This is a genomic window from Solwaraspora sp. WMMD792, assembly GCF_029626105.1.
GTDB lineage: Bacteria > Actinomycetota > Actinomycetes > Mycobacteriales > Micromonosporaceae > Micromonospora_E.
The window spans coordinates 1,270,072-1,283,994 of sequence record NZ_JARUBH010000009.1 but is presented as its reverse complement, the minus strand read 5'-3'; the positions used below and the strand labels follow the sequence as shown (position 1 = coordinate 1,283,994).

11 protein-coding genes are annotated in these 13,923 nt (G+C 70.4%); 7 read left to right on the top strand and 4 right to left on the bottom strand.

Features of this window, described 5'->3' with window-relative positions; genetic code table 11:
• Nucleotides 1–157 precede the first annotated feature (157 nt).
• The gene (locus O7629_RS07380; RefSeq protein WP_278174446.1) at nt 158–1,789 is read left to right on the top strand and encodes a GAF domain-containing protein; all 1,632 of its coding nucleotides are present in this window, start codon (nt 158–160) and stop codon (nt 1,787–1,789) included.
• Between the two features lie 108 nt (nt 1,790–1,897).
• Here the strand turns inward: O7629_RS07380 and O7629_RS07375 are convergent, their stop codons facing one another.
• Entirely contained in the window at nt 1,898–2,536 is a 639-nt protein-coding gene (locus O7629_RS07375) for a response regulator transcription factor (RefSeq protein ID WP_123600861.1), read from the bottom strand.
• 217 nt (nt 2,537–2,753) lie between these two features.
• Here O7629_RS07375 and O7629_RS07370 point away from each other — a divergent pair, with 217 nt between their 5' ends.
• Together O7629_RS07370 and O7629_RS07365 are read left to right on the top strand one after the other, a co-directional pair.
• Entirely contained in the window at nt 2,754–3,728 is a 975-nt protein-coding gene (locus O7629_RS07370) for a nitroreductase family protein (protein ID WP_278174445.1), read from the top strand.
• Nucleotides 3,725–4,600 carry a universal stress protein gene (locus tag O7629_RS07365; protein ID WP_278168290.1) on the top strand — a complete coding sequence of 292 codons (876 nt, stop codon included), beginning with the start codon at nt 3,725–3,727 and terminating at the stop codon, nt 4,598–4,600. The genes O7629_RS07370 and O7629_RS07365 overlap by 4 nt, the downstream gene beginning before the upstream one ends.
• Nucleotides 4,601–4,638: 38 nt before the next feature.
• Here O7629_RS07365 and O7629_RS07360 read toward each other — a convergent pair whose 3' ends face one another.
• From O7629_RS07360 to O7629_RS07350, 3 genes are all read right to left on the bottom strand, one after another.
• The gene (locus O7629_RS07360) at nt 4,639–5,730 is read right to left on the bottom strand and encodes a Vms1/Ankzf1 family peptidyl-tRNA hydrolase (protein ID WP_278168289.1); all 1,092 of its coding nucleotides are present in this window, start codon (nt 5,728–5,730) and stop codon (nt 4,639–4,641) included.
• A 141-nt stretch (nt 5,731–5,871) separates the two neighbouring features.
• Nucleotides 5,872–7,869 (bottom strand): glycogen debranching N-terminal domain-containing protein, encoded by a 1,998-nt coding sequence (locus O7629_RS07355; protein ID WP_278174444.1) that lies wholly within the window; start codon nt 7,867–7,869, stop codon nt 5,872–5,874.
• 32 nt (nt 7,870–7,901) lie between these two features.
• Complete coding sequence (locus O7629_RS07350; RefSeq protein WP_278168288.1) at nt 7,902–8,276, bottom strand: SCP2 sterol-binding domain-containing protein; 375 nt, start codon at nt 8,274–8,276, stop codon at nt 7,902–7,904.
• Nucleotides 8,277–8,518: 242 nt separating this feature from the next.
• On the opposite strand from O7629_RS07350, the gene O7629_RS07345 reads away from it, so the two are divergent.
• The 4 genes from O7629_RS07345 to hydA all read left to right on the top strand — a co-directional run bounded on the left by O7629_RS07345 (nt 8,519) and on the right by hydA (nt 13,908).
• The gene (locus O7629_RS07345) at nt 8,519–9,973 is read left to right on the top strand and encodes an RICIN domain-containing protein (RefSeq protein WP_278168287.1); all 1,455 of its coding nucleotides are present in this window, start codon (nt 8,519–8,521) and stop codon (nt 9,971–9,973) included.
• 269 nt (nt 9,974–10,242) lie between these two features.
• Nucleotides 10,243–11,328 carry a lytic polysaccharide monooxygenase gene (locus O7629_RS07340; RefSeq protein WP_278168286.1) on the top strand — a complete coding sequence of 362 codons (1,086 nt, stop codon included), beginning with the start codon at nt 10,243–10,245 and terminating at the stop codon, nt 11,326–11,328.
• Between the two features lie 298 nt (nt 11,329–11,626).
• A complete protein-coding gene (locus O7629_RS07335; protein ID WP_278168285.1) occupies nt 11,627–12,469 on the top strand; it encodes a nitrilase-related carbon-nitrogen hydrolase in 843 nt (280 codons plus the stop codon).
• A gap of 32 nt (nt 12,470–12,501) precedes the next feature.
• Complete coding sequence (hydA, locus tag O7629_RS07330; RefSeq protein ID WP_278168284.1) at nt 12,502–13,908, top strand: dihydropyrimidinase; 1,407 nt, start codon at nt 12,502–12,504, stop codon at nt 13,906–13,908.
• Nucleotides 13,909–13,923 lie beyond the last annotated feature (15 nt).

The window sequence follows — 13,923 nt, the reverse complement described above, 5'->3', positions numbered from 1 at the left end:
CGGACCGACGGGCGGCGAGCCGAGCCGGTCCGGCGACGGGCCGGTTAGCATCGTCGCTGTGAGCGCCGCGATCCCCCCGCCGGACGAGCACCGCGACGTGCCGTCGCTCGGGCTGACCCCGCTGTCCCGGGTCCGACTGGACCAGCTGCTGCAGGAGATGCTCGACCGGGTCGGCGAGGTCGTCACCAGTCGGGAACGGCTCCGCGCGTTGCTCGACGCGGTGGTCGGCATCGGCACCGACCTGGAGCTGCACAGCACTCTGCGGCGCATTATCGAGGCGGCGTGCGGGCTGGCCGGCGCGCGGTACGGCGCCCTCGGGGTGATCGGCCCGGACCGCCAGCTGGTCGATTTCGTCACCCACGGCATCGACCCGCAAACGCACGCCGCGATCGGTGACCTGCCGCACGGTCGCGGTGTTCTCGGCCTGCTCATCGACGATCCGGCACCGGTCCGGATGCCGGACATCACCAAGCACCCCCGGTCGTACGGGTTTCCGCCGCACCATCCGCCGATGCACAGCTTCCTCGGGGTGCCGCTGCGCATCCGCGACCAGGTGTTCGGCAACCTGTACCTGGCCGAGAAGCAGGGTGCGGCCGAGTTCACCGAGGACGACGAGGAGATCGTGACGGCGCTGGCCGCCGCCGCCGGCGTGGCGATCGAGAACGCCCGGCTGTACGAGTTGGCCAACCGGCGCGAACGTTGGCTGGCCGCCACCGCGGAGATCACCGGGGTGCTGCTCGGCACGGTGCGGCGCACCGACGCGCTGACCCTGGTGGCCCGGCGGGCGCGCGAGGTGGCCGAGGCAGAGATGGTCCTGGTCCTGGTCAACGACGACGAGGCGGCCCAGTTCACGGTCGAGGTGGTGGACGTACCAGAGGGGTCGACCTCCGGGCTGGTCGGCGCGGTACTGCCGGCCGGTGAAACCAGCTTCGCCGGCGCGATCACCAGCGGTGATCCGATCATGGTGGAAAGCCTGGCTAAGGCCGCGCCGTGGCCGGTGCCGGTCACCGCCGGACCGGCGGTGATCTCTCCCCTGACGGTCGCGGAGACGCTGCACGGCGTGCTGGTGGTGGCGCACCGGGCAGATGCCGCCGGGCCGACCGACGGGGACGCGCCGCTGCTGGCCAGCTTCGCCGGTCAGGCGGCGCTGGCCATCGAGCGGGCCCGGGCGCAGGAGGAACGCGAGCTGCTGGTGGTGCTGGAGGACCGGGAACGGATTGCCCGCGACCTGCACGACGTGGTGATCCAGCGGCTGTTCGCCACCGGGCTGCAGTTGCAGAGCGCGATGCCGCTGTGCAGTGGCCGGCCGGAGATCGGAAAACGGATCAACACCGCCGTCGACGATCTGGACTCCACCATCCGGGACATCCGCCGGGCGATCTTCGAGCTGCGTACGCCGATGAGCGCGGCGCTGCGCACCGAGTTGCGCGAGGCGGTCGACCTGGCCGCCGACGGGTTGGGCTTCCGGCCCGCCCTGCAGCTGGACGGGCCGGTGGACAGCGCCGTACCGGACCAGATCCGTCCGGACCTGCTGGCGGTGCTACGAGAGGCGCTGTCCAATGTGGTACGGCATGCCCGGGCGAGTCAGGTGGCGGTACGGGTGTCGGCACTCGAAGGTGAACTCGCGCTGACGGTGACCGATGACGGGATCGGGGTGGACCCGGCCGCCGCCCGGGGCGGGCTGGTCAACATGCGAGAACGTGCCGAGCAGCGCGGCGGAGCCTTCTCGGTGGCCGCCGGGGATCCCGGCGGCACCATCCTTACCTGGAAGGTCCCGCTACGGGACTGACCTGACCCGGCATGGTCCCGCTACGGGACTGATCTGACCCGGCACGGTCCCGCTACGGGACTGATCTGACCCGGCACGGTCCCGCTACGGGACTGACCTGGCCGAGGGTCAGTGACGCGGGCCGAGCAGCCGGGTGGCGAGCACCGCCGCCTGGGTCCGCCGTTCCAGGCCGAGCTTGGCGAGCAGACTGGAGACGTAGTTCTTCACGGTCTTCTCGGCAAGGAACATCTTGCCGGCGATCTCCCGGTTGGTCAGCCCTTCGGCGACGTACTCCAGGATCCGGCGTTCCTGCTCGGTGAGCGACTTCAGCTCGTGCGGCTCCTCGACCCCGCTGCGGATTCGCTCCAGCACCCGGCGGGTCACCGCCGGGTCGAGCAGCGACTGGCCGGCCGCCACCCGGCGCACCGCGTCCACCAGGTCGGTGCCCCGGATCTGCTTGAGCACGTAGCCGGCTGCACCGGCCATGATCGCGGCGAAGAGCGCTTCGTCGTCCTCGTACGAGGTGAGGATGAGCCCGTTGATGGACGAGTCGACGGCCCGCACGTCGCGGCAGACGTCGATGCCGTTGCCGTCCGGCAGTCGAGCGTCGAGAATCGCCACGTCCGGGCGCAGCGCCGGGATGCGCCGGGCCGCCTCCTGCGCGGACCCGGACTCGCCGATCACCTCGATGTCGCCGCTGCTCTGCAGCAGGTCGGCAAGGCCACGGCGGACGACCTCATGGTCGTCGAGCAGGAAGACGCGGATCATCCCCTGTTTCTACCCTGTCGCGGGGCGCGGCGGCCAGGGACCAAAGTCCCGGGCACCGGGACCGGACGGGCCGGACGGGACCGGGTGCCGGTGGCGGTGGGGCCCGGCAGGTGACGGTGGGGCGCGGCAGGCGAGACGGACGGGCCCGGTGGCCCGGGAGGATCCGGGACGTAGGACCCTGCCGGCGCCGGCCCGGACCGGGCACCGTGTAGTCATGCTGACCACCACGTTCACCATGGCCCAGCTGCGTACCGCGGTGACCGCGGCGGTCCGCGCCCCGTCGCTGCACAACAGCCAGCCGTGGCGGTTCCGGCTGGTCGACGGCGCGATCGAGCTCCGGCTCGACCCGGACCGGCTGCTCACCGCCTGCGATCCGACCGGCTGGGCCGCCCGGATCGGCTGCGGGGCCGCCCTGTTCAATCTACGGCTCGCCCTGGTCGCCGCCGGCACACCGGCCGAGGTCCGGCTCCGCCCCGAGCCGGCCGACCCGTGGCTGCTGGCCCGGCTGGTGCCCGGACCGCCGCGGCCGGCCACGCCGGCCGAGTCCCGGCTGTACGCCGCGGTGCCACGCCGGCACAGCAACCGGCTGCCGTTGCGGCCGGACCCGGTGCCGCCGCCGGAGCGGCGGCGGCTGATCGAGGCGGCCCGGGCCGAGGGCGGCTGGCTGGAGCTGGTGGTCGGCTCAACCGCCGTCACCGCCGTAGCGGAGATCGCCACCAGCGCCAACCGGGTGCTCGACCGGGATCCCGGGTACCGGGCGGAAGTGGCCCGGTGGACCCGGCACTTCCCGGCACCGGACGGGGTGCCGGCGGCCGCCGGTGGACCGGTCGCGGAGCCGCACGACCTACTTCCCCGACGACCGTTCGGCAGTACCCGCCGCGCCCCGGGACGCGATTTCGAGTCCGAACCGCTGGTGGCGGTGCTCGGCGCGACCGGCAACACGCCGAGCGACCAGCTGACCGCCGGGCAGGCGCTGCAGCGGGTGCTGTTGGCAGCCACCGACGCCGGCCTGGCGGCATCGATGCTGTCCCAGCCGATCGAGGTCGCTCAGGCCCGCGAGCAGCTCCGGCTGGCGCTCGGACGGTTCGGAACACCACAAATGGTCATCAGGATCGGATACGGTCAGCCCGGCCGACCGACGCCACGTCGGGATCCGGCCGACGTGATCGACACGGTCCGGGAGGAACGATGAGTGACCCGATCGTCGCAGGGGTGGACGGATCACCGGCCAGCCTGTGCGCCGCCCGACACGCCGCCGAGGCCGCGGTCCGGCACGGCGCGCCGTTGGTGCTGGTCCACGGCTATCTGCACGCCTTCGGGTACGGGATCCCGATCAATCCGTACGACGGCGAACTGCCCGGGCCGAACGAGGAAGGTGAGCGGATGCTCGCCGAGACCGCCGCGCAGCTGCGCGCCGAGCGGCCCGGCATCACGGTGCAGACCCGGCAGGTGGCGGCCGGCGGGGCACCGACGTTGATCGAGGAGTCCCGGCACGCGGAGCTCGTGGTGGTCGGCAGTCGGGGCCTCGGCGGTTTCACCGGACTGCTGCTCGGCTCGGTCAGTTCACAGGTGGCCGGGCACGCGCACTCCCCGGTGCTGGTGGTCCGACCACCGGACGCGCCGGTCGAGGCGGAGGGCCCGGTGCTGGTCGGCGTCGACGGGTCGGCGCACGCGGAGCAGGCCCTGCACGCCGCGGCCGACGAAGCCGCCGCGCGCCGGGTCGGGCTGGCTGTACTCCACGTGTGGTGGCCGAGTCCGATGCGGGACAGCACCGAAGTCGCGGCGCCGGCCGACAGTGCCCGCCGGGAGGCCGACGAACTGCTCGACGCCGCGGTCGCCGCCGTCCGGCGACGCCATCCGGACCTGCCTATCGAGCAGCGGCCGTTGGAAGGGGTCGAGGCGGACGCGGTGATGGTCGAGGCGAGCCGCAAGGCAGGTCTGGTGGTGGTCGGTTCCCGCGGTCGGGGTGGCTTCACCGGGCTGCTGCTCGGCTCGGTCAGCCAGACGCTGGTGCACCACGCGCACTGCCCGGTGCTGGTGGCCCGCCCGCATTCGCACCGCTGACCGGCCCGCCAGCCGGGTCGGATGTCCCGGCCGCCCGGTCAGACGGTGTAACGCAGGATCGCACCGATGCCGTCGGGCACCTGGTCGGCGAGCTTGTCCGGCACCACCACAAGTCGGGCGCCGCCGGCGAGGGCGGCCCGCACGGCGGCGTCACCCAGCGGCACCTCGACGGGGTCCGTCACTCCGAAGACGGCCACCGCGCCGGCCGTGGCACCCACCTGGTCGGGCTGCGGACCGGCGTACGCCGAACGGGTCGTCAGCTGCGGACCGTCGACCAGCAGCAGGGTGTCGACCTGGCGACGGGCCAGCGTCGCGAGGGTGTCCGACGCCCCACCGGCGGCCCGGTCGGCCTGGCCGATCTCCCGCCGGTACGCCGCCACGGCGGCGGCCACGTCCGCGTCGGCGATGTCTTCCACCACGTCGACGGCCTGTTCGACCGCAGCGTCGGTGGTGTCGTAGGCGCCCTGCACCTCGTGCAGCAGTTCGGCGACCCGGGTCGGCGACTTGTCCCGCAGGAACTGCACCGCCCGGACGTCCCCGGTGACCACGACCGCCCGCGGGCGGACCTCGTCGACCAGTTCGGTGAGCCGCTCGGCCACCAGCGTCGCGTTGGCCTCCCACCGGTCCTCGGCCCGCTGCTGGTACCGCCGCTGGGACCAGCCACCCGGATGCGACCGGGTGATGTGCAACGTCTCCCCGGCGACCGTCTCGGTCACCTCCACACCGTCCGGCTGCAGGGCGACGATCTCGGCACCGACCCGGTCGGTCGCCACCACCAGCACGGGCAGCTGCCGCTGCTCCCAGCGCAGCAGCGGCAGCAGGTGCGCGACCGGACCGTAGCTGGCGATCTCCCGCTCCGGTGGTTCCGGCAGTTGGCGTACCAGCCGCACCCGGTCGGCGTCGGCGACCACCACCAGGGTGTCGCCGTCGGGATGGGCCCGCCCGGTCAGCCCACCGATCACGTCGAGCAGGTGGTCGGGCGCGCCTGCCTCGGCCAACCGCCGACGGGCCGCCCGCCAGCGCAGTTGGACCTGCTCGGGGGTGTCTGGGGCCCGGCCGCTGGTGTCCAGGTAGAGCGACACGAACGGGCCGGGGGCGGTGGCCAGGTCGGCAAGGGCGGTATGGGTCATGGTCGAAGTCACCGTTGGTCCTTCCCTTCGTCGTACGGGTCGGTCACGTCGTGACTTCGCGGTACCCGGTCGCCGGCCCGGCTACTCCCCCGCCGCGCCGCTGGCGACCGTGAGTGGCCGATGGGTCAGTGCCCGCGCGGGTCAGTGCCCGCGGCCGAACGCGTCGACCAGGCCCCAGCGGCCGGGGATGTCCAGCAGCTCGATCCGGCCGATGTCGCGCGGTAGGTGCGGGCGGACGATCAGGTGTTCACCCTTGGGGTCCAGGCCGAGCATGGAGCGCAGGAACATCAGTACCGCCCCGGCCGACCAGGCGTGCGGGCTGCAGGCAGCCGGAAACTGCACCGGGTACTTGGTCAACGCCCGGTCGTATCCGGTGAACGCGCCGGGCAGCCGGCCGTCGAAGAACTGCGCGGCCTCGATCATGGCTCCGGCGACCTTGGCCGCCTCCTCGTCGAAGCCGTAGCGACGCATCCCGCATGCGATGAGCGAGTTGTCGAACGGCCAGATCGTGCCGTTGTGGTAGCCGACCGGGCTGTACCGCCCGTCGCCCTCGGCGAGGGTACGGATGCCCCAACCGGAGAACAATCGCCGGCTCATCAGGTGGTCGACGACGTGCCGGGCCTTGTCCCGATCGGCGATGCCGCTCCACAGCAGGTGCCCCATGTTCGAGGCGCAGGCGTCGATCAGGTTGCCGTCGGCGTCCATGCCGAGCGCGTAGTACCGGCCGTCGGGGATCCAGAATTCCTGGTTGAACCGACGCTTGAGCTCGGCCGCCTCGCGTTCCAGTCGGTCGGCGTACGCCGCATCGCCCCAGAAGCGGCGGGCCAGCCGGGCGCCGCGCCGTTTCGCGTCGTAGGCGTAGCCCTGCAGTTCGCAGGTTGCCCGGGGGCCGACCGGCAGCCGGCCGTCGCGGTAGGAGATGGCGTCGGCGGAGTCCTTCCACCCCTGGTTCTGCACCCCGAGGCGTTCGTTGCGGCAGGCGTACCAGATGTATCCGTCGCCCATGATGTTGCCGTACGCGTCGATCCAGTCCAGGGCGAGCCGGGCATGGAACTCGAGTTCCCGGACCAGGTCCGCGTCGCCGGTCCACCGTTCGTACTCGTCGAGCAGGACGACGAACAGCGGGGTGGTGTCGGCGCCGCCGTAGTAGGGGCAGGCGGCGATTTCCTCGTAGCCGGCGCGTTCGCCGTATCGGAACTCCTGCAGAATCTTGCCCGGTTCCTCCTCGGCGAAGTCGTCGAGCCGGCTGCCCTGCGCGTCGGCGAGGGTGTGCAGCACACCGGGGGTGAGCTGCGGGGCGAAGGGCAGTGCCTGCAGACAGGTGATGAGCCCGTCCCGGCCGAAGTTGCCCATCAGCCAGGGCAGCCCGGCGGCGAAGATCATCTCGCCCCGGGTGTTCCCCCGGAACCGCAGTGCGGCCAGGTCGGTGAGGCTGCGGCGGTACGCCTGGTCGAGGCTCGCCGAGTCGCAGGTGAGGGTCGGCGCGTCGGCCAGCCATTCGTCGAGCGCCTTGCCCATCTCCACCTTGGCAGGGGTGTCGTAGGTGGGCACCGCCTCCCGGATGTCCCGCCCTTCGGCTCCCCGGCTCCAGAGCACCACCTGGAGTGTGGTGTTCCAGGCGTCGTGCGGCCCCACCTGGATCTCGAAGGTCATGCCGTGGTCGTCGATAGCGGCGTCGGCGCTGCTGCAGATGACGACCTCGCGTCGCTGGTTGTCCCGCTGGTAGAGCAGGTGCAGCGTGCCTTCTTCGACGGCGACCGAGAGCTTGCCCTTCTTCTGTACGTCGGCGATTTCGGTGATGTCTGCGAAGTCGGTGCCGATGTCGAGACGAATCCGTAGGTCTACCGGCACTTCCTGGTGGTTGAGGACGGTGAGCTGCTCCAGGAACAGGCCGCCGCCGACCGACCGCTGCCGGATCACCGAGAGGTTGGCGTCCACGTAGTGGGTCGGCTCGCCGGGCACCAGGAAGTACCGCGACTCGAAGTACTGCAGGTCGTCGACCGACAGGGCGGTCAGCCCTTCGCCGTTCACGGTGAGATCCCAGGTGGAGAGCACCCGCATGTCGAACGCGAAGAGTCCGGTCGGCAGTTCAGCCGACGGCAGGATGTCCCCCCGACCGTCGCTGATCATGAACATCATGCCGTCGAGGATGCTGGTGTAGCTCAGGTTCTTCACCGTGCTCTCCCCCAGCCCTCGGCCAGCTGCCGGGGGTGACGGGCGCCGACGGTGTCGGGCAGCAGCCATTCGAAGGCCGGCACCTTGGTGAAGTCGCCTTCGATGGTGATCGCGTACCGGACGAACGCCGAGGACAACCGGTCCTCGCCGCGCAGCAGCCGCTCGAACAGCGGGCCGTCGACGACGGCGACGCAGTCCGCGTCGGCGCCGGACCGCTCAGCCTGTACGCCGCCGGCCACGAAGCGCAGCAGCCACTGCTCGGTGTGGTCGCGGTACCGCACGTCGAACCGCACCGTGCCGTCGATCGTCGGCGGTATCCGGGGAGCGCGTTCGTCGAGACCGGCGAAGAAGGCCTCCGTGGTCGCTGACAATCCGCCACCTCCGTCGTCCGCTACTAAGCGAGCTTCCCGGCTGGGCCGTCGGGGTGCAGGCGGTTGCGCCGAGAATCACCCGGCCGGGTGCCGGACCGAGATCACCGCAGTCCGTTCGGGTGTCCGGGTTCCGGCCGGCGGACATGTTGACTTGATCGGCGCATGTCAATACCCTGCGAGGAAAGCGCTTTCTCCTGCCACGGCAGACCTGCCGTGGTCCGTCCCCGGAGGTATCGCACAAGATGACCAGAAGCACCGCCGCCCCCGTCGGCACCCGCCAACGCCGGCGGATGGCGATCCTCGCCGGCGCCACCGCCGCGATCACCGCCGCCGCCATCGGCGCGATCGGCGTCACCACCGCGTCGGCCGCCACCGTCGACACCAACGCCACCTACGTGTTCGTCAACCGGCACAGCAACAAGGCGATGGACGTCTACAACTGGGCCACCAACGACGGCGCCGAGATCCGCCAGTGGGCCCGCAACGACCAGGCCGTCCAGCAGTGGCGCTTCGTCGACGCCGGCAGCGGATACTACAAGATCCGCTCCGTGCACAGCGGCAAGTACCTCGAACTACCCGACGCCAACGACGGCACCCGGCTGGTGCAGAACTCCGACAACGGCACCACCCGCCAGCACTTCCGCCTCGCCGACTCCGACAGCGGATACGTCCGCTTCGTCAACCGGCACAGCAACAAGGTGATCGACGTCTGGGAGTGGTCCACCGCCGACGGCGGCTACCTCGCCGGATACAGCGACCTCAACGGCTGGAACCAGCAGTGGCAGCTGAACACCGTCGGCGGCGGCAACCCCGACCCGACCCCGCCGCCGGGTCCGACCCCGACCGGCATGGTCGGCTGGGCCACCCAGAACGGCGGCACCACCGGCGGCGGCAACGCCGGCACCACCACCGTCACCACCGCCGCCGCCCTCGAATCCGCCGTCGGCTCCTCCAGCGCCGCCGTCATCCGCGTCTCCGGCACCATCAACTGCTCCGGCATGCTCCGCGTCCGCTCCAACAAGACCATCCTCGGCGCCGGCACCTCCGCCACCATCTCCGGCTGCGGCCTCAACATCAACGGCGACCGCAACGTCATCATCCGCAACATCAACTTCCGCAACTGGAACGACGACGCCATCAACGTCCAGGAATCCGCCACCAACATCTGGATCGACCACAACAGCTTCACCAACGGCTACGACGGCGCCGTCGACATCAAACGCGGCTCCGACTTCATCACCGTCTCCTGGAACCGCGTCTTCGGCCACGACAAGTCCATGCTCCTCGGCCATTCCGACAGCAACGCCGGCCAGGACGTCGGCCGCCTGCGCGTCACCTACCACCACAACTGGTTCGACGGCTCCGGCACCCGTCATCCGCGGGTCCGGTTCGGCAACCCCGTCCACGTGTTCAACAACTACTACTACAACAACGAGTACGGCGTCGCCTCCACTATGGATGCAGGTGTCCTCGTCGAGGGCAACTACTTCGAGAACGTCGACGACCCGACCCTGGTCGGCTACGCCGCCTCGGACCCCGGCGACCTCGTGCAGCGCAACAACCACTTCGTCAACTCCGGTAGCCCGCAGTCGGCAGGCAGCACGGCGGGCATCCCGTACGGCTACACGCTGACCACCGCGAGTCAGGTCAAGTCCGTCGTCACCAACGGCGCCGGCACCGGCAAGATCGGTCTCTGATCGTCCGGCGGCAGGGACGGCCGGTCCGCACCACCGACCGTCCCTGCCGCCAGCAACCGGCAGGGCGCCACGAAGCCCCATTGACAAAGATCAGTTTCGATGTGATCCTCGGGTGGGACGACTTCGGGAGCCGACAGCTACGGCGGGGAGCAGGGCAACTCTCCGCAGGACCGTGCTGAGTAGCGACGGCCACGCGCCCCTTGCGGGCAATCATCCGTGCTTTCCTAACGCGCCGCTCCGGCGCGCACCAACCGATGTTGGAGTCCGTAATGCCCACTCTCACCACCGCCGGTCGCCGACCGCTGGGGCTGTACGCCCTGGTCGTCGCCGTCACCGCCGGGTTGCTACTGACCACGGCGCTGGCCAACGTCGCCTCGGCGCATGGTTCGGTCGTCAGCCCCGCGTCCCGCACGTACGGCTGCTTCGAGCGCTGGGGCGACCGCCACATGGCGCCGGAAATGGCCACCGAGGACCCGATGTGTTACCAGGCCTGGCAAGCAGACCCCCAAGCCATGTGGAACTGGAACGGCCTCTTCCGCGAAGGCGTCGGCGGCAACCACCAGGGCGCTATTCCGGACGGTCAGCTCTGCAGCGCCGGACGCACCCAGAACGGCCGCTACAACGCGATGGACACCATCGGCAACTGGCAGGCCACGTCGATCAACAACTCGTTCAACGTCCGACTGTTCGACGGGGCCAGCCACGGTGCCGACTACATCCGGGTGTACGTGACCCGGCAGGGCTTCAACCCGATCAGCCAGGCACTGGGCTGGGGCGACCTGGAGCTCGTCGCCCAGATCGGCAACACGCCAGCGTCGCAGTGGCAGAGCGTCCCCGACGGGGTGCAGATCGACATCCCGGCGACCGCGCCCGGCCGCTCCGGCCGGCACATGGTCTACACCATCTGGCAGGCCAGCCACTTCGACCAGTCCTACTACTTCTGCAGCGACGTGAACTTCGGCGGCAGCAACCCGCCGCCGACCACCGCCCCACCGACCACGCCGCCGCCGACCACCGCTCCGCCGACGACCCCACCGCCGACCACGCCGCCGCCCAGTTCGGCCGGCTGCACCGCGACCTACAGCGTCGCCTCGACCTGGTCCGGTGGCTTCCAGGGTGACGTACGGGTGACCGCCGGCTCGTCGGCGATCAGTGGCTGGACGGTGACGCTGAACTACCCCAGTGGGCAGACCGTGCAGCAGGCGTGGAACGCCACCGTCTCGGCCAGCGGCTCGACGGTGACCGCCCGCAACGTCAGCTACAACGGCAGCCTCGCCGCCGGAGCCAGCACCAACTTCGGCTTCATCGGCGGGACCTCCGGCGGTACGCCGTCGGTGACCTGCACCGCCTCCTGACCTGACAACCTGACCTGACGGTCAACTGGCGACGGCGGTGTGGTGTCGCGGATCCGCGACACCACACCGCCGTCGCCGCATTTCAGGCAAGATCGACATCGGTCGAGGGAGGTTGACCACATTACACGTTGGAAACAGTAGGTAACACGGGCATGATTGTCTGCGACCGTCGGCGTCGATACAGTCGTAGCTTCCCGAGGCCGGGAAGCACCAGGTCACCGCCGGTCATCCGGACCAGCCATGTGCTCCGGAGTGGACCCGACCGCGCCGGAAGCCGGTAGCGCAGGGAGGATCAGCCATGCCAGGAGTCGTCCGCGCCGCCATCGTCCAGACCACGTGGACAGGCGACAAGGAATCCATGATCAAAGCGCACGAGGAGTACGTCCGGCAGGCCGCCGCCCAGGGCGCGAAGGTGATCTGCTTCCAGGAGTTGTTCTACGGGCCGTACTTCTGCCAGGTCCAGGAGAGCGAGTACTACGCCTACGCCGAGTCGATCCCCGGGCCGACCACCGAACGGTTCGCCGCACTCGCCGCCGAGCACAACATGGTGATGGTGCTGCCGATGTACGAACGCGAGCAGGCCGGACTCCTCTACAACACCGCCGCTGTGATCGACGCCGACGGCAGCTACCTGGGCAAGTTCCGCAAGACCCACATCCCCAACGTCAAGGGCTTCTGGGAGAAGTTCTACTTCCGCCCCGGCAACCTCGGCTACCCGGTCTTCGACACCGCCGTCGGACGGATCGGCGTCTACATCTGCTACGACCGGCACTTCCCGGAAGGCTGGCGGGCACTGGGCCTGGCCGGCGCGCAGATCGTGTTCAACCCGTCGGCGACCAGCCGCAGCCTGTCGTCGTACCTGTGGAAGCTGGAGCAGCCGGCGGCGGCGGTGGCCAACGAGTACTTCATCGCCGCGATCAACCGGGTCGGCGTCGAGGCCGACTACGGCGACAACGACTTCTACGGCACCTCCTACTTCGTCGACCCGGAAGGCAAGTTCGTCGGCGACACCGGCGACCCGTACCAGCCGGAATTGATCGTCCGCGACCTCGACCTCGACCTGATCGAGACGGTCCGCAACCGGTGGGCCTTCTACCGCGACCGCCGCCCGGACGCCTACGGCGACCTGGTCCAGCCCTGATCGGCCCTGATCCGGCGGAAGGAACCACGCAGATGGCACTGCTGATCACCGGCGGCACCGTCGTCGGACCCACCGGACCGTACGCCGCCGACGTGCTCGTCGACGGCGAGACGATCGCCGCCCTCCACGCCCCCGGCACCGGGCCGGCCGACGGCGTCGACGTCCTCGACGCCAGCGGCAAGTACGTCATCCCCGGCGGCGTCGACGTGCACACCCACATGGAGCTGCCGTTCGGTGGCACGTTCGCCTCCGACACCTTCGACACCGGTACGAAGGCCGCCGCCTTCGGCGGCACCACCACGATCATCGACTTCGCGGTGCAGCGCGCCGGTGAGGTGGTCGGCGACGGGCTGGCCGCCTGGCACGCCAAGGCCGACGGCAACTGCCACGTCGACTACGGCTTCCACATGATCATCGGCGGGGTGGACGACGAGTCACTCAAGGCGATGGACTCCCTGGTCGCCACCGAGGGGATCACCAGCTTCAAGCTGTTCATGGCGTACCCGGGGGTGTTCTACAGCGACGACGGGCAGATCCTGCGGGCCATGCAGAAGGCCCGCGACAACGGCGCGATGATCATGATGCACGCCGAGAACGGCATCGCCATCGACGTGCTCATCGGCCAGGCCCTCGCCCGGGGTGAGACCGACCCGATCCACCACGGGCTGACCCGCCCGGCCGCGTTGGAGGCCGAGGCGACCAGCCGGGCCATCGCGCTGGCCGGGGTCGCCGCCGACTGCCCGCTCTACATCGTGCACCTGTCGGCCAGCGAAGCCCTCGCCGCCGTCGCGTCCGCCCGCGACACCGGCCGCAACGTCTTCGCCGAAACCTGCCCGCAGTACCTCTACCTGACCCTGGAGGACCAGCTCGGCGCGCCCGGCTTCGAAGGCGCCAAATGGGTCTGCTCCACGCCGCTGCGCAGCAAGCACGAACCCCACCGCGCCGACCTGTGGCGGGGGCTGCGCACCAACGACCTGGCGGTGGTCTCCACCGACCACTGCCCGTTCTGCTTCAAGGACCAGAAGGAACTCGGCCTCGGCGACTTCTCCAAGATCCCCAACGGGATCGGCGGCGTCGAACACCGGGTAGACCTGGTCTACCAGGGCGTCGTCGACGGCCAACTGTCCCTGGCCCGCTGGGTGGAGACGATCGCCACCACCCCGGCCCGGATGTTCGGCCTCTACCCCCGTAAGGGCGTCATCGCCCCCGGCTCCGACGCCGACATCGTCGTCTACGACCCGGCCGGGCGGACCACCATCTCGGCGGCCACCCACCACATGAACATGGACCACTCGGCGTACGAAGGGTTCGAGATCACCGGCAAGGTCGACACCGTACTGTCGCGCGGCACCGTCCTGGTCAGCGGCGACGGCACCTACCACGGCCACGCCGGCCACGGCCGCTACCTGCGCCGCGGCCTGTCGGACTACCTGATCTGACGAGCCTGTCGGACT

Coding starts and splice junctions, on each gene's coding strand:
- O7629_RS07380 (WP_278174446.1), top strand. CDS start 158: ATGCTCGACCGGGTCGGCGAGGTCGTCACCAGTCGGGAACGGCTCCGC.
- O7629_RS07375 (WP_123600861.1), bottom strand. CDS start 2,536: ATGATCCGCGTCTTCCTGCTCGACGACCATGAGGTCGTCCGCCGTGGC.
- O7629_RS07365 (WP_278168290.1), top strand. CDS start 3,725: ATGAGTGACCCGATCGTCGCAGGGGTGGACGGATCACCGGCCAGCCTG.
- O7629_RS07360 (WP_278168289.1), bottom strand. CDS start 5,730: ATGACCCATACCGCCCTTGCCGACCTGGCCACCGCCCCCGGCCCGTTC.
- O7629_RS07355 (WP_278174444.1), bottom strand. CDS start 7,869: ATGATGTTCATGATCAGCGACGGTCGGGGGGACATCCTGCCGTCGGCT.
- O7629_RS07345 (WP_278168287.1), top strand. CDS start 8,519: ATGACCAGAAGCACCGCCGCCCCCGTCGGCACCCGCCAACGCCGGCGG.
- O7629_RS07340 (WP_278168286.1), top strand. CDS start 10,243: ATGCCCACTCTCACCACCGCCGGTCGCCGACCGCTGGGGCTGTACGCC.
- O7629_RS07335 (WP_278168285.1), top strand. CDS start 11,627: ATGCCAGGAGTCGTCCGCGCCGCCATCGTCCAGACCACGTGGACAGGC.
- hydA (WP_278168284.1), top strand. CDS start 12,502: ATGGCACTGCTGATCACCGGCGGCACCGTCGTCGGACCCACCGGACCG.